At 58.2% G+C, this 17,420-nt stretch carries 16 protein-coding genes and 1 pseudogene; 8 read left to right on the forward strand and 9 right to left on the reverse strand.

Going from position 1 to position 17,420, the window contains the following annotated elements; translation table 11 throughout:
- Positions 1-12: 12 nt before the first annotated feature.
- Positions 13-813 (forward strand): annotated as a pseudogene (locus ACIOZM_RS23730) (phosphoenolpyruvate carboxykinase (ATP)); the annotation flags it as partial.
- A gap of 55 nt (positions 814-868) precedes the next feature.
- Here the strand turns inward: ACIOZM_RS23730 and ACIOZM_RS23735 are convergent.
- From ACIOZM_RS23735 to ACIOZM_RS23750, 4 genes are all read right to left on the reverse strand, one after another.
- Positions 869-2,134, reverse strand: a complete 1,266-nt coding sequence (locus ACIOZM_RS23735; RefSeq protein WP_401217998.1) for a type II toxin-antitoxin system HipA family toxin — start codon at positions 2,132-2,134, stop codon at positions 869-871.
- Positions 2,131-2,619, reverse strand: coding sequence for a helix-turn-helix domain-containing protein (locus tag ACIOZM_RS23740; protein ID WP_401218001.1), 489 nt, complete (start codon positions 2,617-2,619; stop codon positions 2,131-2,133). Before ACIOZM_RS23740 ends, ACIOZM_RS23735 begins: the two co-directional genes overlap by 4 nt.
- 707 nt (positions 2,620-3,326) lie before the next feature.
- On the reverse strand, positions 3,327-4,454 hold the full coding sequence (locus tag ACIOZM_RS23745; protein WP_401218003.1) for a hypothetical protein: 1,128 nt from the start codon (positions 4,452-4,454) through the stop codon (positions 3,327-3,329).
- A gap of 91 nt (positions 4,455-4,545) precedes the next feature.
- Positions 4,546-4,833, reverse strand: a complete 288-nt coding sequence (locus ACIOZM_RS23750; protein WP_401218006.1) for a hypothetical protein — start codon at positions 4,831-4,833, stop codon at positions 4,546-4,548.
- A 290-nt stretch (positions 4,834-5,123) separates the two neighbouring features.
- Here ACIOZM_RS23750 and ACIOZM_RS23755 point away from each other — a divergent pair, with 290 nt between their 5' ends.
- The 4 genes from ACIOZM_RS23755 (at position 5,124) to ACIOZM_RS23770 (ending at position 9,579) form a co-directional block, all read left to right on the forward strand.
- On the forward strand, positions 5,124-5,627 hold the full coding sequence (locus ACIOZM_RS23755; protein ID WP_401218008.1) for a polysaccharide deacetylase: 504 nt from the start codon (positions 5,124-5,126) through the stop codon (positions 5,625-5,627).
- Positions 5,628-5,809: 182 nt separating this feature from the next.
- Positions 5,810-7,762 carry an ATP-dependent DNA helicase RecQ gene (locus ACIOZM_RS23760; RefSeq protein WP_401218010.1) on the forward strand — a complete coding sequence of 651 codons (1,953 nt, stop codon included), beginning with the start codon at positions 5,810-5,812 and terminating at the stop codon, positions 7,760-7,762.
- Positions 7,763-7,831: 69 nt separating this feature from the next.
- Positions 7,832-9,058, forward strand: coding sequence for a 3-hydroxyacyl-CoA dehydrogenase NAD-binding domain-containing protein (locus ACIOZM_RS23765; protein ID WP_401218012.1), 1,227 nt, complete (start codon positions 7,832-7,834; stop codon positions 9,056-9,058).
- Between the two features lie 101 nt (positions 9,059-9,159).
- Entirely contained in the window at positions 9,160-9,579 is a 420-nt protein-coding gene (locus ACIOZM_RS23770) for an acyl-CoA thioesterase (protein ID WP_401218015.1), read from the forward strand.
- Between the two features lie 68 nt (positions 9,580-9,647).
- Here the strand turns inward: ACIOZM_RS23770 and ACIOZM_RS23775 are convergent, their stop codons facing one another.
- From ACIOZM_RS23775 to ACIOZM_RS23790, 4 genes are all read right to left on the reverse strand, one after another.
- Entirely contained in the window at positions 9,648-10,130 is a 483-nt protein-coding gene (locus ACIOZM_RS23775; RefSeq protein ID WP_401218017.1) for a glycine zipper domain-containing protein, read from the reverse strand.
- 258 nt (positions 10,131-10,388) lie between these two features.
- Positions 10,389-12,737: an FdhF/YdeP family oxidoreductase gene (locus tag ACIOZM_RS23780; protein WP_401218019.1), complete on the reverse strand. Its 2,349-nt coding sequence runs from the start codon at positions 12,735-12,737 to the stop codon at positions 10,389-10,391.
- Positions 12,734-13,573, reverse strand: a complete 840-nt coding sequence (fdhD, locus tag ACIOZM_RS23785; RefSeq protein WP_401218022.1) for a formate dehydrogenase accessory sulfurtransferase FdhD — start codon at positions 13,571-13,573, stop codon at positions 12,734-12,736. Before fdhD ends, ACIOZM_RS23780 begins: the two co-directional genes overlap by 4 nt.
- Positions 13,574-13,665: 92 nt before the next feature.
- Complete coding sequence (locus ACIOZM_RS23790; protein WP_401218025.1) at positions 13,666-14,553, reverse strand: LysR family transcriptional regulator; 888 nt, start codon at positions 14,551-14,553, stop codon at positions 13,666-13,668.
- A 140-nt stretch (positions 14,554-14,693) separates the two neighbouring features.
- On the opposite strand from ACIOZM_RS23790, the gene lysM reads away from it, so the two are divergent.
- Positions 14,694-15,143, forward strand: a complete 450-nt coding sequence (lysM, locus tag ACIOZM_RS23795; RefSeq protein ID WP_401218027.1) for a peptidoglycan-binding protein LysM — start codon at positions 14,694-14,696, stop codon at positions 15,141-15,143.
- 93 nt (positions 15,144-15,236) lie between these two features.
- On the opposite strand, the gene yrfG is transcribed toward lysM, so the two are convergent.
- Positions 15,237-15,899, reverse strand: coding sequence for a GMP/IMP nucleotidase (yrfG, locus tag ACIOZM_RS23800; protein ID WP_401218029.1), 663 nt, complete (start codon positions 15,897-15,899; stop codon positions 15,237-15,239).
- Between the two features lie 88 nt (positions 15,900-15,987).
- Between yrfG and nudE the strand changes: the two genes are divergently transcribed.
- Positions 15,988-16,554 (forward strand): ADP compounds hydrolase NudE, encoded by a 567-nt coding sequence (gene nudE / locus ACIOZM_RS23805; protein ID WP_401218031.1) that lies wholly within the window; start codon positions 15,988-15,990, stop codon positions 16,552-16,554.
- On the forward strand, positions 16,551-17,393 hold the full coding sequence (cysQ, locus tag ACIOZM_RS23810; RefSeq protein ID WP_401218034.1) for a 3'(2'),5'-bisphosphate nucleotidase CysQ: 843 nt from the start codon (positions 16,551-16,553) through the stop codon (positions 17,391-17,393). The genes nudE and cysQ overlap by 4 nt, the downstream gene beginning before the upstream one ends.
- Positions 17,394-17,420: the final 27 nt, after the last annotated feature.

The following is a 17,420-nucleotide window of genomic DNA, read 5'->3' on the forward strand; positions in this document are numbered from 1 at the left end:
GGCTGGGGCTAAGGTTTTGTCTTCAACATCGAAGGCGGCTTCTACGCCAAATGCATCGACTTGTCCGAGAAGAACGAGCCGGTCATCTGGAAAGCCATCAAGCACGGCGCAGTCCTGGAAAACGTCGTTATCGACGATGCCAAGCACGCCGACTACGCCGATGTCAGCCTGACCCAGAACAGCCGCGCAGCCTACCCGCTGGAGCACGTTGCCAAGCGTTCCGAGAAGAACCTCGGTGGCGAGCCAAACGCGGTGATCTTCCTGACTTGCGACCTGACCGGCGTGCTGCCACCAGTGTCGATCCTCAACGAAGAACAAGCGGCCTACCACTTCCTGTCCGGCTACACCGCTCTGGTGGGCTCGACTGAAATGGGTTCGGGCAGCGGCATCAAGTCGACTTTCTCCACCTGCTTCGGCGCACCGTTCTTCCCGCGTCCTGCTGGCGAATACGCAGAGCTGCTGATCAAGCGCATCCGCGGCTTCGGCTCCAAGGTTTACCTGGTCAACACCGGCTGGACCGGCGGTGGCTACGGCGTCGGCAAACGCTTCAACATCCCGACCACCCGCGCCGTGATCGCAGCGATCCAGAGTGGTGCACTGATCGGTGCCGAAACCGAACATCTCGACACCATCAACCTCGACGTGCCACTGGCCGTCTCGGGTGTTGAAACCAACCTGCTCAACCCACGCAACACCTGGGCTGACAAGGCTGCTTACGACGAAGCCGCGAAAGCACTGGCCGGTCTGTTCATCGAGAACTTCAAGAAGTTCGAAGTGAGCGACGCGATCAAGGCTGCTGGGCCGAAGTTGTAAGATCGGTTTTCAGCGAATGAAAAAGCCGCCTCTTGAGGCGGCTTTTTTGTGGGCATTAAACGGCACGAAATGCGGCAGCCATGTTGTCCTGCTCACGCCTCGATAGTCCCAAAGCACCCGCTACCTCCTGCCAGTTACCAATCGTAAGTCTGAAGTGGTCAATGATTGCCTCCACATCGCTTCGGCCAATCCGAAAATACTCCGCCACTTCCCTAGCCAACTCCAGATCCAGCGCGTTGTCCGCATCGGTGATATTCAGCTTCAACCCATCAGAGTGCGCCACCGGATTCATGTCATAGGCCGCAGACAGTCGCCAGCCTCGACCAGGGTCGAGAATGAAACCATGGTTACGCAGGTGGTCGTCGGTGTTGGAAACCATGATGTTGAAGACGATTCTCGACCATAACTCACGAAGATCGGCATTGGGTTGCGAACCATGCTCCATGATGACTTCTGCCAATTCCAGGTAGCTGGCACCTGTAGAGGCGTCATCACCGTCCACGCGGTCGGTCATGGTCATGGCTGAGGCAAAGTGGTGTCGGCCGCCGCGTTCGGTTCGGTCGAAGCGTTTGACCAGGAAGCAATGGTGATCGCTCGCGTAGCGTCGGGCCAAGCCGCTTGCTACGCGTAATCCGCAGTTGTCCGCCAAAGCATTCACCACCATTTCCCATCCGCCGACATCGTAATCGTCTCGCGTGCTGGGGAACTTGGCGATCCAAAGTTGGCCGTGCTCGTCGACGACGCTGGCCTTGGGTCTGGCACCACCTAGCGAGCCGCCGGGTGCGATGAGCATTCTTAGCCATTCGCGGCCATCGGCTGCCGTGTTATCCGGATCGTTTTCGAGAGCTCTGCTTGCCTGCTCCAAGGCTCGCAACTCGACAAAGGGCGGGGCGGCAATACCGTCGCGGTCGTCGAGAAAGTTACCCTCGTCATTGAGTTTGTAACGTATGGCGCCGACGCGGAACTGGTCATGTACGCCGAGAAGATAATCGGATTCGAACAACTTGCTGTCCTTGGGAACCAAACCGTCCCGAATATCCCTTTCCAGTCGGCGTTTCATCAGCAGTTGACCCCACCGATCAGGGCTTGAGTCTGCAAAGATGCCAAAACGACTCTGATGCTGACCGGGGAACTGGCGGCCTTGAAAAAGCCCGATTCGTGGGTCTAGTGTTGTGAAATTCAACTCCGGATCGGCTAGCGCCTTCGGGTCATACTCAAATTCAAACACGTTGGTGTTACGTGTTTTTCTTGCGTGCAGAAATCCAAGACGTCTGGCGCCGTTCAACGATTCCCAGTCAGCATAAACAGCGATCAGCGTCATTTCTCACCTGCGGTACCTGGCTTTTTCTTCTTCAACAGTTCGGAAAGGGAGTGTGTGTTGAATGGGAAATCAGCCGGAAGTTTTGTGGTGGTAGCGGCATCGATGACGCTTGGAGTCCCCGTGTGATCAGATGCAGCTTTTTTTACCGCGCTGACGCCGCGTACTCGTTGCGGCTTTTTGGTCGGGGATCTTGATGCGGGCACTAATTGAGCATCCTGTATTTGGCGACCCGTTTCGTCGGTCGCGGCAAGCTGGTTCAGATCTTTTTCCAGCCCCAGCACCTGCATGACCGACAAATAAGCACCGATGGTTACTCCGGATTCACCCGACTCCAGATTGCGCAAGGTGGTCAGCGACATTCCTGCTCGTTCAGCGACCTGCTTGGCCGTCAACTTGCGGCGTAGACGAGCCAGCTTCAGCCGTTCGCCAAATTCGGACAGCAGTCGAGTGGAGGAAGGCAAAAGTGGCGCTGTTTTCTTGGCCATGTGGCAGTATTCCTTCATTTTTTAGCCTTAACTGCCAGAATAATAGCACTTAAGTTGAAGGTTGCCGTTTGTGGAAGATGAGCGACAGCGTTTCTGGTTAACTGCCATTATTCCAGCTGTTTTTTATATATACAGCCAGAATACTGCTACTTAAGTGCGGCACGCTTTCTATCAGCTCATCAAAAAATTTGCTCATGGTCAGTCCTGTGTTTGATAACCTTTTTCTTAATCGCTCTCAGGTAAGCCGTGAGAGCGATCCGAAGACTCAGCGTCCGTGTCGGTGAGGCTGGATTCGAGTGGGCGGTATCGATCGGTGGTGAGCGAGTTCCATGATTTCATTGTTCTTCTCTCTCTATAGGCGTTTCAAAAGCCACCACCACCATGACCAAACGATGGGAGGCGGACTTTGTTCGGGTTGGTCAACCAAGGAGAGAGATAAACCCCAGGTACGCCGAAGCGTCCCAAACACAGCCGCCATAAAGCGTGCCGCACATATAGAAGGCGGCAAGCATACAAGGGCATGCGCAGTTTCTCTCTCAATTTGAGGTGACCAAGCCCGAGTCGCTGATTTGGCAGCGACAGTCACGACTATAGGTTCGAGCTAACGAGCAGCGATAGAAGACAAAGTGGCTGAGCGTGTAGGAACGGGACGAAGATTCGATAGGCAATGGCTGTCGGATTTTTCGTCAGGTTCACCCGGCTTCACCTCAACGAATATGCCGATACGCCGCAAGATCCAGCACGCTGGTCGCCAACCCGGTATCCGGCGCATAAATCCCGCCCTTCACCGACGAAAAACTCACGCCTTTGCTGCCCAGCGAAACATAGCGTTCGCCCTGATCCAGTTCGGTGAACCAGGTATAGGAATTCTTTTCCATCGCCTTGTATTTCGCTGCGTCCTTGACCATCGCGTCGCCACAGACTTTGAGGTCGGCGTCGGTCAGATTCAGCGGTTTGGTCAGTGGAGTGCCCCAGCGCTTGAGGCAAATCTCGGCAAAGTGGCGAACGAAACGTCCCGGCTCGGCGAGCACTTTCGCACCTGCAACACCATCGGCGGAAGCGTTGCCCACCAGGGTGGCGTGGCGACCGGGGATGGGGAAGATGTGGGTTCGAGTGCCTGTGGCGGTTTGCGGGATAACGCAGCTGAAACCTTTGGAGCGTTCATCCCGGGCGTAGAAGCCTACATACTCTTTGACGTTGGCGTTAAGTTTGACTCGTTGCTCCTGAAAGTTGCCGATACCCGGTACAGGATCAATCGCAAGGATATTGACCGGAATGTTTTTCAGTGCGTTGTCCTTGAACATTGCGTTGGCCAGCATGTGGCAGCTGATACCGCCGCGACTCCAACCCACGAGATTGACTTGAGTTGGAATGATTCCATCTTTACGGAAAGTTTTGATGATCTGCTCTTGCAACTTTTGATTGGTTACGCTGCGATCACCGTAGTTATATTTACGCCAGAACCACGAGCCTTCGGCTTTTACATCTTCGATGGGAATGCCGGCGGCTTTAAGGCGGTTGTACTCAGCTTCGGTCAACTGCTCGCGCTGCCAGTCGCACTTGCCCTTGATGATGTTGACCGCGTGCAGTACGTTTTCCTCCCAGCCCTTGCCGAACAGCGTGCCACTTAGGCCGTAGTCAGCGGACTTGGTGAACAGTTCGTCGGCTTGCAGGTTGCTGGTGCCGGGGCCGTCGACCACGATCCATTCCGCGAACTCGCGACCGGAATGGTGCGAGGCGAGGGTGGAAACCAGTTCACCATTCCAGAAGTTTTCATTGGTGGTATCGAACTTGGTAGAACCGGTGCCACAAAAAAATATAGTTAATGTAGTCATGTTGTTGCTCTCTATTAAAGTAGGAGCAAGCTAATGTTGATGGTTTTTATAATAAAGTAGTTGATTGTTACCGGATTTATTTTCTGTGTTATCAGGGGTGGGGTGTTAGTTGTTGTTTTGCAACTTCCAGTAGTTCGCAGCCATCCTGTGTCAGTAAATAAAGGGCGTTGATGATGTTGGGGATATCCTTTACGTCGGCTTGTTTGAAACACAAGCAGTAAAGAGTTTCCAGCAAGTCGCTGGCCGCGCGGATACGTTGGTGAGCGGCATCGAGCAGATCAGAGTGACGGGCCTGGGTATCGACGACCAGTACAGGGTTATCGCTGTAGTTGGTTTTTAATGGGCGGTAACGGTGGATCAGTGGGTTGTACGTGTTCATGGGTGGATGTGTCCTGTACGAATTCGCTCCGGTATTTCCAGCTGCGCCGGCCACTATAGAAGTGCGTTACACGCAGCGACAAGACAGCCGCGATGGACAGAGTTTGTAGGGGTTTTTCCGGGGTTCGGGCATTTGCCCTACGAGGTTTCGTGGCTTTTTCAGGGCAAAACCCTTAGAGGGAAAATTTCCCACGGGTTTGTCAGGCGATTCGCAGTAAATCTCTGTATGGTGCGCGCCAGAATCCGTAGGGCGTTTCCATACGTCCGACACACGCTTAAAGGGAATTAGGTATGCAATGGCTACGAATGGCCTCGATTTTGTTGCTGTGGGCCAGCGGCTGTCGTTTGGCGTTGGCGTCGGATGCGGCCAACGCACTGATGTTCGCCAATCTGGAACGTACCGGCTGGCCCGATGCGCTCACCAGTCAGGCCAGTGTGGACACGGCTTCGCGTGGCGAAGTGCTGATGTTCGCCAAAGCGCTGCTCGCCTGCGAAGCGCTGGATGAGAAGGGGCTTGAACAGCGGCTCGGCGTGCCGCACGTTCAACTCAAGTCGATCAGGCAAGTGCGCGACGGTCTGTGGGATCGCTTGCTGAGTACCTATCGCAACGCCAGTCAGAACTGCGACGATCAGCCGTTTTGCCCGCGTGTGCGCAGTGTCGCCGAATTGCGGCAACTGGCGGCGGCATTTACTGGCGACATCAGCCCGGCCCATGCGCTGTGGGCGAGCAAGAGCCAGGGTGTGCATGAGCAGATGCTGGATGAGCAACTGCGTGTGGCGGTTTTGCATCCCTGAGGTGTTTAATTTTGTGTCGTTCTGAAGAGCCTCTTCGCGAGCAAGCTCACTCCCACAGGGTGGCGTGTTGATCGCGCCATTCGCTGTATCATTCCGTATCGAATTGCCCCCGGCCTTTTCTCGACTCGCTGTGATCGCCCGCTAGGCTGTTGGCATGACAGCGGTCAACGGAGTGACAGCGAATGCACAACACCCTGGAACAGGTTTTTGGTTATCCACAGTTTCGCCCCGGGCAGGAGGCCGCGATCAGCGCGGTGCTGGCCGGACGCTCGGCGGCTGCGATCTTTCCCACCGGCTCGGGCAAGTCTCTTTGCTATCAATTATCGGCGCTGATGCTGCCGCATCTGACCCTGGTGGTTTCGCCGTTGCTGGCGCTGATGCAGGATCAACTGGCCTTTTTGCAACGCCACGGCATCAGTGCCGGCAGTATCGATTCGGCGCAGAGTCGTGATGACGCCAACGATGTGATGGCCCGCGCCCGTTCGGGTGAATTGAAGATCCTGATGATTTCCGTGGAGCGCCTGAAGAACGAGCGCTTCCGCAACTTCCTGCAGCAGGTGCCGATCTCGTTGCTGGTGGTGGACGAGGCGCACTGCATCTCGGAATGGGGCCACAATTTCCGCCCCGACTATCTCAAGCTGCCGGACTACCAGCGTCAGTTCAATATCCCGCAAACCCTGCTGCTGACGGCCACGGCGACGCCGAAAGTCATTGCCGACATGCAGACCAAATTCGCTATCGCCGCCGAGGATGTGGTGACCACCGGTTTCTATCGGCCCAACCTCAATCTGCTGGTGGAGCCGGTGCGCGGTCAGGACAAACGGCGACGTCTGGTCGAGTGGATGGCCGCGCGTCCCGGCCAGCCGAGCATCGTTTATGTGACCCTGCAGAAAACCGCTGAGCACATCGCTGAACACCTTGAGCGAAACGGCATTCAGGCCGAGGCGTATCACGCCGGTTTACCTCATGACCAGCGTGAAGCGATCCAGAAACGCTTCATGGGCGGACAGTCCAGTTGCATCGTCGCCACCATCGCGTTCGGCATGGGCATCGACAAGAGTGACATCCGCAACGTGGTGCATTTCGACCTGCCCAAATCCATCGAAAACTACAGTCAGGAAATCGGCCGAGCAGGGCGCGACGGGCAGCCATCGGATTGTCTGGTGCTGGCTAACCGCGACAGCCTCAACGTGCTGGAAAACTTCGTCTACGGCGATACTCCGGAGCGCGATGGCATTCATTTTGTGCTCGACGAATTGAAGGCATCGGCCCCGGAAGGTCAGTGGGAATTTCTGCTCGGACCATTGGCGGATCAGAGCAACATTCGCGCCTTGCCGCTGAAGACTTTGCTGGTGCAGTTGGAGTTGCGTGAGCTGATCGCACCGCGCTACGCCTATTACGCCGAATACCGCTTCAAATATCTGCTGGAACCGGAGGCGCTGCTTGAGCGGTTTGAAGGTGAGCGCAGGGATTTCGTTGCGGCGATCATCCAGACTTCAAATCGTGCGCGCACATGGGCCACGGTGAATTTTGATGCGATGTACGAGCAGTATTCAGCCGAGCGCAATCGAGTGGTGAAGGCGCTGGATTACTTTCAGGAGAAGGGCTGGGTCGAACTGGAAAGCAAGCAGATGACCGAGGTTTACAGTCTGTTGCACAGCGACTTCGACAGCGATGCCTTGAGTGCTGAATTGCACAGCTATTTCACCCGCCATGAACAAACTGAAATCGCGCGGATTCACGCGATGCTGGAGCTGTTCGCCACTGAACATTGCCTGGGTTATCGACTGGCCGAGTATTTCGGCGACCACAATGCGCCCGAACATTGCGGCCATTGTTCGGTATGTCACGGGGACATCGCCCGGTTGCCGGCGCCACCGGAACTGCCGCCGCTTGTGGATAAGAGTTTCGATGTGCTGTGCGAGGAATTTATCCACAGGCATGAGCAACACACCGGCAATGCGCCTTCAGCGGAGCGGCTGACGCGGTTTCTCTGCGGGATCAGCGTGCCACTGTTCACCAAGCTCAAGGCACGGACGATTTCCGGGTATGCGGCGCTGGAGGAGTATCCCTACGCTGAAGTGCGGGCGTGGGCGGAGCTGCATCCATCCGCTGAATGTCGATCATCACGGTAATAAACTTCAATTTCCGTCGATGGCTGACTATGGTGAGACCAGTCTTTGGATCACCCACAAGAGAACAATATGAGCCAGACGTCTTTCGATATTCAGCAGGCCGCCGTGATCGGTGCGGGCACCATGGGCCGTGGCATTGTCATGTGCCTGGCCAATGCAGGCGTTGCGGTGCGGTGGGTCGATAACAATCCGCAGATGCTTGAGCAGGCCTTGGCCACGGTGGCCGACACCTATGCGCACAACGTGCGTCAGGGTCGTATCGATCAGGCCGAGGCGGATGCGCGTATCGCCCGGGTGACGGCGGCAGCGGATTACGCCGCCATCCGTGATGTCGATCTGGTGATCGAAGCGGTGTACGAAAATCTTGAGCTCAAGCAGAAAATCTTCCGCGAACTGGATGGATTGCTCAAGCCTGAAGCGTTGCTCGCGAGCAATACTTCGGCACTGGATATCGATGCGATTGCCGCCGCGACACGGCGTCCGACGCAAGTGCTGGGCCTGCATTTCTTCAGCCCGGCGCACATTATGAAACTGCTGGAAATCGTTCGCGGTGCGCAGACCTCTCCGGCAGCACTGGAAGCGGCGCTGGCGCTCGGTAAGCGTATGGGCAAGGTCAGTGTGGTTTCGGGCAACTGCCATGGTTTTATCGGCAATCGGATGCTGCATCCGTATGCACTTGAGGCACGCAAGATGTTGCTGGAAGGCGCTTATCCACAGCAGGTCGATGCGGCGCTGCAGGGTTTCGGTTTTGCCATGGGGCCGTTCCGTATGTACGACGTGGTCGGCATTGATCTGGAATGGCGCGCTCGTGAACTGGCCGGTAAAGGTCAGGATGCGCCGGAGGTTCAGGTGGATAACCGCTTGTGTGAAATGGGCCGCTTCGGCCAGAAGTCCGGTAATGGTTACTACCATTACGAGCCGGGCAGCCGTCAGGCCGAACACGACCCTGAGGTCGATGCACTGGTGCTGGAGGTCAGCGAAGCGCTGGGCTTCCAGCGCCGGGAGATTGGCCCTGAGGAGATTCTGGAACGCAGCCTGCTGGCATTGGTCAACGAAGGGGCGAAGATCCTCCAGGAAGGCATTGCCGGGTCGGCGCACGATATTGATCTGGTGTACCTGAATGGCTATGGCTTCCCGGCGGACAAAGGCGGGCCGATGGCCTGGGCAGATCAGCAGGGGCTGGTGGATATTCATCAGCGGTTGCTGGCGCTGGAAACGCGGCAGGGCGATCAGTGGAAGCCTGCGCGGTTGATTGGTGAACTTGCGGCTCAGGGGAAAGGGTTCGCTGACCGTTGAGTGATGCGGTCTGTGCGGGCGCCTTCGCGGGCAAGCCCGCTCCCACAGGTATAGTGGTCGTTCTCACGGTCAGCGTGAGGGCGATCAGATGAGAGTTTCGAATGAATCAACGCACCGACTACCCGCACTTCCAGCCAATCACTACGCGCTGGCATGACAACGACGCCTACGGTCACGTCAATAACGTCACCTACTACAGCTTCTTCGACACCGCCGTTAACACCTATCTGATTCAGGTCGGTGGGCTGGATATCCATGACGGCGAGGTGGTGGGTTTTGTGGTCAGTTCGGCGTGTGATTATTTTGCCTCGATTGCTTTCCCTGATCTGATCGAGATCGGTTTGCGGGTCGGCAAGTTGGGCAATAGTTCGGTGCAATACGAACTGGCGGTGTTCAAGGTCGGCGAAAGCGAGGCCTGCGCGGCGGGGCGATTCGTCCATGTTTTTGTCGATCGGGCATCCAATCAGCCTGTAGCGATTCCTTCCGGATTACGCCAGGCACTGGAGCGATTGGTGGTTTAGCTTCGGGCAAAAAAAATCGCAGCCCGGGGGAGCTGCGATTGTTCTGTACCGGCCGAGGAAGCGAAGCCTCAGTCGCGGTAGTAGCGGTGATGCTTGCGGTGGCCATAGGCATGCCCACGACCACGGTGGTCGTCGCGATAGTAGCGACGATCACGGTCACGGCCACGATCGTAATGACGGTCATCGTCATTGCTCTTGTTGCCCATGTAGTTACCCAGCGCGCCACCGGCGCCGCCACCTGCTGCGGAGCCGATCAGGCTGCCGGTGGTGCCGCCCATGCTGCGGCCGACCACGTTACCGCCCGCTGCGCCCAGCGCACCGCCAATGGCTGCTTCGCCACGGCTGTGTTTGTTGGCGCCAACTGCGCTACCACCCGCGCCGCCCAGGGCTGCGCCAATGGTGGAACCTGTATTGCCGCCTAACGATTGACCGACGACCGAGCCAAGAACCCCGCCCAATGCGCCGCCCACACCTGCTTCGGTGGTGCCTCCGGCAGAAGCGAAGCCACTGACCAGGCCAAGGGACAACAAGAGAATCGAGGAGAACTTCATAGAGGAGCCTCAAAGGGATGACGGCGCCGATCCTGAGGCTGTGTAACAAGCGTGACAATCGAAATCCGACGAATAACACGACTTGTATACAATTTCGCAAGTTACTGTTTTATATGCGGAACTTAACCGATTTTCGCTGGTCTTTAGCTACTTCGGACAGGCCGCTTTTATACAAAAGCGGCCTTTTTTGTGGGCGTTTGAAAGGTGCAGGGTACAAAGAAATCTGCTGAATCGACTACCGCCTTCGCGAGCAACACATCAAGCCGACTTGGCCATGATCAGTCCGGTCTCACTCGCCGCTTCCAGACGGATCGCAATGAACTTCGATGTCGGCGTATGGCTTCCGTCGCCAGTGCTCTCCAGCGGCACCAACGGATTGACTTCCGGGTAGTAAGCCGCTGCCTGCCCCGCCGGGATATCAAACGCCAACAGGGTGAAGCCTTTCACCCGACGCTCACGACCGTCGTCCCATAGCGACACGATGTCGGCTTTCTGCCCCGGTCGGAAGCCCAGGCGAATGATGTCGGCCTCGTTGGCGAACAGCACATCACGCTGGCCTTTCACCCCGCGATAACGGTCGTCGAGGCCATAAATCGTGGTGTTGTACTGATCGTGAGAACGCATCGATTGCATGATCAGATCCGGCAGTTGCCCGGTGGCGCGAGTGCGTTCGTGCACCAGATCCTTGGGCAGCAGGTTTGCGCGGAAATTGGCGCGACCCGATGGGGTGTTCCACTTGCGCGCGCCAGCGCTGTTACCGAGATAGAAACCGCCCGGATTCTTGAGCTTCTCGTTGAAGTCCTTGAAGCCGGGAATGGTGTCGGCAATCAGGTCGCGGATGCGTGCGTAATCGGCCGCCAGCCAGTTCCAGTCCACCGGTTTGCTGCCTAGAGTAGCGGCAGCAATACCGGCGACGATCGCCGGCTCCGAACGCATCTGGTTCGACAGCGGCTGCAACTGGCCGTTGGAAGCGTGGACCATGCTGAACGAGTCTTCGACGGTGACCGCTTGCGGGCCTTCGGTCTGGATATCGATGTCGGTACGCCCCAGGCACGGCAGGATCAACGCGTTCTTGCCATGCGCCAGGTGGCTGCGATTGAGCTTGGTGCTGATCTGCACGGTCAGGTCGCAATTGCTCAGCGCAGCGAATGTGCGCGGGCTGTCCGGCGTGGCCTGGGCAAAGTTGCCGCCCAGCCCGATGAAGACTTTGGCGCGGCCCTCGGCCATCGCGTGAATCGCCTCGACCACGTTGTGCCCGTTATGGCGTGGCACCTTGAACTGGAAGCGACGCTCCAGCGAATCAAGGAACGCGACTGGCGGACGCTCGTTGATGCCCATGGTGCGGTCGCCCTGCACGTTACTGTGGCCACGCACCGGGCACAGACCTGCGCCGGGCTTGCCGATGTTGCCGCGCAGCAACATCAGGTTGGCGATTTCCTGAATGGTCGGCACCGAATGGCGATGCTGAGTGATGCCCATCGCCCAGCACATGATCACGTTCTTGCCTTTGGCGTACATGCGCGCCGCTTGCTCGATTTCCACCAGCGTCAGGCCCGACTGCTCAACGATCTGCTCCCACGGCGTATCGTCAACGGCGCCGAGGTACTCCAGCACATTGGCGCTGTGTTCGTTGAGGAAGTCATGGTCAAACACTGCTGGCGCACCGGCCTTCTGCGCGTCGCGCTCCCATTGCAGGAGGAACTTGGCCATGCCGCGCAGCAGCGCCATGTCGCCGCCCAGTGCCGGGCGGAAATACGCGGTGTTGGTCGGTTTGTCGCCGTTGGTGAGCATTTCGATCGGGTGTTGCGGATGCTGAAAGCGTTCCAGACCACGCTCTTTCAGCGGATTGATGCACACCACTTGAGCACCGCGTTTGACCGCTTCGCGCAGCGGTTCGAGCATCCGCGGGTGGTTGGTGCCGGGGTTCTGGCCCCAGACGAAAATCGCGTCCGCGTGTTCGAAGTCATCGAAGGTCACGGTGCCTTTGCCGACGCCGACACTCTGCGCCAGTGCCACACCGCTGGCCTCGTGGCACATGTTCGAGCAGTCAGGGAAGTTGTTGGTGCCGTAGGCGCGCACAAACAATTGATACAGGTACGCCGCTTCGTTGCTGGCGCGACCCGAGGTGTAGAACTCGGCCAGATCAGGGCTAGGCAGCGCTCGCAGGTGCTTGCCGATCAGCGCGAAGGCGTCGTCCCAGGCGATGGCTTTATAGCGGTCGGTCTCGGCGTCGTAGACCATTGGCTCGGTCAGGCGACCCTGATATTCGAGCCAGTAGTCGCTCTGCTCCAGCAGCCAGGTAACGCTGTGTTTGGCAAAGAACTTGGCGTCCACCCGGCGCTTGGTCGCTTCCCAGTTCACCGCTTTGGCGCCGTTCTCGCAGAACTTGACCATGCCGCTTTCCGGCGAGTCGCCCCACGCGCAACCCGGGCAGTCGAAGCCGCCGTTCTGGTTGGTCTTGAGCATCATGCGCAGGTTTTTCAGCGCGTTGTCGCTGGTCAACCAGGCCTGGGCCACACTGATCAGCGCACCCCAGCCACCGGCAGCACCTTTGTAAGGCTTGTAACGCGGGACGGGTTTCTGGTCGGCTTGATGATGTTGGCTCACGCTTGGTTCTCCATCGCAGGGCTGTAGACCCGCGGCGCATTTTTCTGCGGCAGGTGGATGAGATTGAGGTTGTGGCGACGGGCCCATTGCACGGCAAGGCCCGTGGGCGCGGACAGGCTGACCAGAGTCTGGATGCCGGCGCGCAAAACTTTCTGGATCAATTCGAGACTGCAACGGCTGGTGACAATCGCCAGGCCGCCGGTTGTGGAGATCTTCTGGCGGATCAGGCCGCCGATCAGCTTGTCGAGGGCGTTGTGCCGGCCGATGTCTTCGCGGCCCAGCAGCAACTCGCCGCTGGCGTTCATGAACACCGCTGCGTGCACCGCGCCGCAATGCTGGCCGAGTGGCTGGAACGCGCCGATGCGCTGGCGCAGGCCGTCGAGCCATTCAATCGGTGGCAACGGTGCGCCGGGCAATACTTTGAGGTCGGGCAGAGCCTGTTCCACCGCTTCGACGCCGCACAGTCCGCAACCACTGGTGCCGGCCAGTTGCCGACGCTGTTGCTTGAGATTCCAGAAGGCGCGGTTGGCGATGGTCACTTGCGCGTATTGCGCTGAACCGGCGCCGGTCAGTTGCAGGTCATAGATGTCGGTAGCGTCTTCGATGATGCCGCTGCCGAGACTGAAGCCGACGATGAAGTCTTCCAGATCGGTTGGCGTGACCAGCATCACCGCCTGACTGATGCCGTTGTAGGCAATCGCCAACGCGACTTCCTCGGCCAGCGCGGTGCTGGCCGATTCATTGCGTTGCATATCGCTGTAACTGTAGGTCTGGCTAGCGGCGGGCGCGGGCGTTTCGATTGCAGGCGCCGCGCAGGCTGGGCGCTTGGCGTTCATGGCATCACCGACGGATTGATCACCGTTAAGACTAGGCGCGGCAACATGTCGCGTCTAATCGCTAGTGTCGATCTATTGATAGATGTCGTCGATCAGGCTGCCGTTGGTGATTGTTGATACAGCGCAAAACAGGCTTCGGCCAGCGCTGAACGTGGGGCGCCACGGCGCATGATCAGGCCCAGTGGCGCAAGAGTTCTGGCGTTTTCAATCGGTTGCAGGCGCAAGTGATCGGTGAGCTTTTCCAGCCCCCCCTCCAGCGGCATGATCGCGCAGCAGAAACCGCCGTGCACAGCTTGTAACAATTGATGCACGGCGTCGGTTTGCAGCAACGGTTGCGGGGTCAGGCCACGGCTGTGGAAGTTGTGGTCGATGGACTGACGAAAATGCATGCCGCTGGTCAGCATGCCCAGCGGCAGTTCGATCAGCGATTCCCAGCTCAACGGTGCTTCGCCGAAGCTGAAGGAGCGCTGGTCGTAGAGCAGGCCCATGCGGGTTTCGCTGAGGGCCAGAGAGTCGAATCGCTCGCTATCCAGACGTTCGAGGTAGGACACACCGAGGTCGATACGGTTGTTCGCCAACTGTTCGAGGATCTGTTCGGAACTCAGCGCCGACAGTTCGAAGCGCAGGTTCGGGTGTGCAGCGTGCAGACGTTGCATCAGCGGCAATGGATCGAAACTCGACAGCGGCACCACGCCCAGACGCAGCGTCCCGATCAGATTACCGCGACAAGCCGCTGCTTCCGCCTGCAAACCGTCGTAAGCCGCCAGCACCGTGCGCGCCCACGCCAGCACGCGCTCGCCCGGCGCAGTGAACCCCTCAAAGCGTTGGCCGCGATTGACCAATGGCAAATCGAGTTCTTCTTCGAGACTGCGCAGGCGCATCGACAGGGTCGGTTGGGTGATGTGGCAACGCGCGGCGGCCTGGCCGAAGTGGCGGGTTTCGTCGAGGGCGATGAGGAATTTCAGCTGCTTGATGTCCATCTTCGCTCCGGGGGGATGTGGGTGGGGTGGACGATTCTAACGCTTGGGCCGGGGTGGGTCATTGGTCGGCTTGGAACCGGGTTTCTCTGGCGTGGTCTAGGCTTGGACGTCTGACCCCTTTATTCCATGGAGAGAACACGATGAGCCTATTCAGCTTTATCAAAGAAGCCGGTGAGAAAATCCTCGATGCGCTGACGCCGGACAAGGCACAGGCCAACGGTGATGCGCTGACGAAGCACGTACAGGATGCACTGACGGGCATCGACACATCGAAAATCCAGGTGAAGGTCGATGGCGAGAAAGTCATTGCCACAGGCGAGGCATCCACTCAGGAAGAGAAGGAAAAAATCCTTCTCGCGTTGGGTAACGTTGCAGGTGTGGGTAGCGTCGATGACCAGATCACTGTGACTGGGCCGGTGCTGGCTGCTGCGCAGTTTGTCGTGGTCCAGAAGGGCGACACGCTGAGCGCGATTTCTCTGCGAGTGTATAAAGACGCCAACAAGTATCAGAAGATCTTCGATGCCAACAAACCAATGCTCAAGGATGTGAACAAAATCTATCCAGGGCAGACGCTGCGTATCCCTGAGTAAACCTGCGAACTGCTATCGCCAGCAGGCTGGCTCCCACATTGAAATGCGTTCCAATGTGGGAGCCAGCCTGCTGGCGATTGGGGCAACCCGGTTTCAGAGCCCGGCAATCAAATCCCGGTAATCCTCGACCGCTGCAAACTCGGCGGTGTCTTTCGGCCCTTTGCGGCTGTCCGGCTCTTTCACCGCCAACAAATGCGCCACGCCGAAATTCCGTGCACTGCGCAGGATCGGCAACGTGTCGTCGATGAACAGACTGCGCGCCGGATCAAAATCGATATCCGCCTGCAAGGCATCCCAGAACTGCGGGTTTTCCTTCGGGTAGCCGTAATCGTGAGAACTGATCAAACGCTCGAAATACGGCGCCAGTTCAATCCGCTCCAGCTTCAGCGACAGTGAGTCGCGATGCGCGTTGGTGATCATCACCACGCGTTTGCCGGCCCGTTTGATCGCTGCCAGAAACGTATCGGCGTCCGGGCGCAGGGCGATCAGGTGCGCGGTTTCCAGTTTCAATTCGCGCACCGACAACTTCAGCTCGGCACTCCAGAAATCCAGGCAATACCACTGCAATTGCCCGGCATGGCGCTCGAACAGCGGCTGCAATTCCATTTCGGCCATCGCCCGGCTAACCCCGTGCAGTTCGGCGTAACGCTGCGGCAGGTGTTCCATCCAGAAATGGTTGTCGAAGTGCAGATCCAGCAGCGTGCCGTCCATGTCCAGCAGAACGGTATCAATGTCAGACCACGGTAAAGAAGGCATGGCAACGTCTCGAGCGGTAGAAAGATATCCGACGTAAATAATCGGGAAAGCCGCGTTATAGTAGCGCGTTCACGCCAAGGAGCTTTGCATGCGCCAGAAACCTACTGTACTTGCCCGCGAGATCGTCGCCACCAGCCGGATTTTCTGCGTCGAAGAATTGAAGCTGCGCTTTTCCAACGGCGTGGAGCGCACGTACGAGCGTCTGGTCGGCAGAGGCGCTGGCTACGGCGCGGTGATGATCGTGGCGATGCTGGATGCCGAGCACGCGGTACTGATCGAGGAATACTGCGGCGGTACCGACGAGTACGAACTGTCCTTGCCCAAGGGCCTGATCGAGCCGGGCGAAGATGTGCTGGCAGCCGCCGAGCGCGAGCTTAAGGAAGAGGCAGGTTATGGCGCCCGGCAACTGGAGCATCTGACCGAGCTGTCGCTGTCGCCCGGTTACATGAGCCAGAAGATTCAGGTGGTGCTGGCCACTGATCTGTATGAGGAGCAGTTGGAGGGCGACGAGCCCGAGCCAATGCGCGTCGACAAGGTCAACCTGCGCGAACTTTCTGCCCTGGCGCAAAACCCGAGTTTCAGTGAAGGGCGCGCCCTCGCGGCGTTGTACCTGACCCGCGACTTGCTGACCCAGCGCGGATTCTTTCAGCCATGAGTGAGATATCGGTGAAATTTCCCCACCCATTGATGGCGCCGGTGGTTGAGCTGGCATTGAAGGCTGGCGAATCGATTCTGCCATTCTGGCGCGCCAACGTGACGGTTACCTCCAAGGCTGATGATTCGCCGGTGACTGCAGCCGACCTGGCTGCGCACCATGTGATCGTCGCCGGTCTGACCGCGCTGGACTCGACGATTCCGATCCTTTCCGAAGAAGATGCGGACATCCCGCAAAGCGTGCGTGCCGGCTGGCAGCGCTGGTGGCTGGTGGATCCGCTGGATGGCACCAAGGAATTCATCAACGGCAGTGAAGAGTTCACCGTCAATATCGCGCTGATCGAAAACGGTCGAGTGGTGTTCGGCGTGGTATCGATGCCGACCAATGGCCGCTTTTATGTCGGCGGTGCAGGTCTCGGCGCGTGGCGCGGGGATACGGATGGCACGCCTGTGGAAATCGCGGTGCGCGATGTCTTGGCGCCGGGTGAAGCGTTTACCGTGGTGGCGAGCCGTCGACATTCCAGTCCGGAGCAGGAGCGTTTGCTTGCCGGCCTGAGTGCCAGCCTGGGTGAATTGCAACTGGCGAACATCGGTAGTTCGCTGAAATTCTGCCTGCTGGCCGAAGGCGCGGCGGATTGCTATCCGCGACTGGCACCGACCTCGCAGTGGGACACCGCAGCAGCGCAGGGCGTGCTGGAAGGGGCGGGTGGTGAGGTGCTGGATCTGCGCGGTGAAGCGTTCAGTTATCCGGCGCGGGAATCGTTGCTGAACGAGTTCTTTCTGGCGCTGCCGGCGAAGGCTGCATGGCGGGCGAAGTTGCTGGAACTGGCGCGTACTTGAGATCAAAAGATCGCAGCCTGCGGCAGC

Source organism: Pseudomonas sp. NPDC087346, from assembly GCF_044744235.1.
Classification (GTDB): Bacteria; Pseudomonadota; Gammaproteobacteria; order Pseudomonadales; family Pseudomonadaceae; genus Aquipseudomonas.

Coding starts and splice junctions, on each gene's coding strand:
- ACIOZM_RS23735 (WP_401217998.1), bottom strand. CDS start 2,134: ATGACGCTGATCGCTGTTTATGCTGACTGGGAATCGTTGAACGGCGCC.
- ACIOZM_RS23740 (WP_401218001.1), bottom strand. CDS start 2,619: ATGGCCAAGAAAACAGCGCCACTTTTGCCTTCCTCCACTCGACTGCTG.
- ACIOZM_RS23745 (WP_401218003.1), bottom strand. CDS start 4,454: ATGACTACATTAACTATATTTTTTTGTGGCACCGGTTCTACCAAGTTC.
- ACIOZM_RS23750 (WP_401218006.1), bottom strand. CDS start 4,833: ATGAACACGTACAACCCACTGATCCACCGTTACCGCCCATTAAAAACC.
- ACIOZM_RS23755 (WP_401218008.1), top strand. CDS start 5,124: ATGCAATGGCTACGAATGGCCTCGATTTTGTTGCTGTGGGCCAGCGGC.
- ACIOZM_RS23760 (WP_401218010.1), top strand. CDS start 5,810: ATGCACAACACCCTGGAACAGGTTTTTGGTTATCCACAGTTTCGCCCC.
- ACIOZM_RS23765 (WP_401218012.1), top strand. CDS start 7,832: ATGAGCCAGACGTCTTTCGATATTCAGCAGGCCGCCGTGATCGGTGCG.
- ACIOZM_RS23770 (WP_401218015.1), top strand. CDS start 9,160: ATGAATCAACGCACCGACTACCCGCACTTCCAGCCAATCACTACGCGC.
- ACIOZM_RS23775 (WP_401218017.1), bottom strand. CDS start 10,130: ATGAAGTTCTCCTCGATTCTCTTGTTGTCCCTTGGCCTGGTCAGTGGC.
- fdhD (WP_401218022.1), bottom strand. CDS start 13,573: ATGAACGCCAAGCGCCCAGCCTGCGCGGCGCCTGCAATCGAAACGCCC.
- ACIOZM_RS23790 (WP_401218025.1), bottom strand. CDS start 14,553: ATGGACATCAAGCAGCTGAAATTCCTCATCGCCCTCGACGAAACCCGC.
- lysM (WP_401218027.1), top strand. CDS start 14,694: ATGAGCCTATTCAGCTTTATCAAAGAAGCCGGTGAGAAAATCCTCGAT.
- yrfG (WP_401218029.1), bottom strand. CDS start 15,899: ATGCCTTCTTTACCGTGGTCTGACATTGATACCGTTCTGCTGGACATG.
- nudE (WP_401218031.1), top strand. CDS start 15,988: ATGCGCCAGAAACCTACTGTACTTGCCCGCGAGATCGTCGCCACCAGC.
- cysQ (WP_401218034.1), top strand. CDS start 16,551: ATGAGTGAGATATCGGTGAAATTTCCCCACCCATTGATGGCGCCGGTG.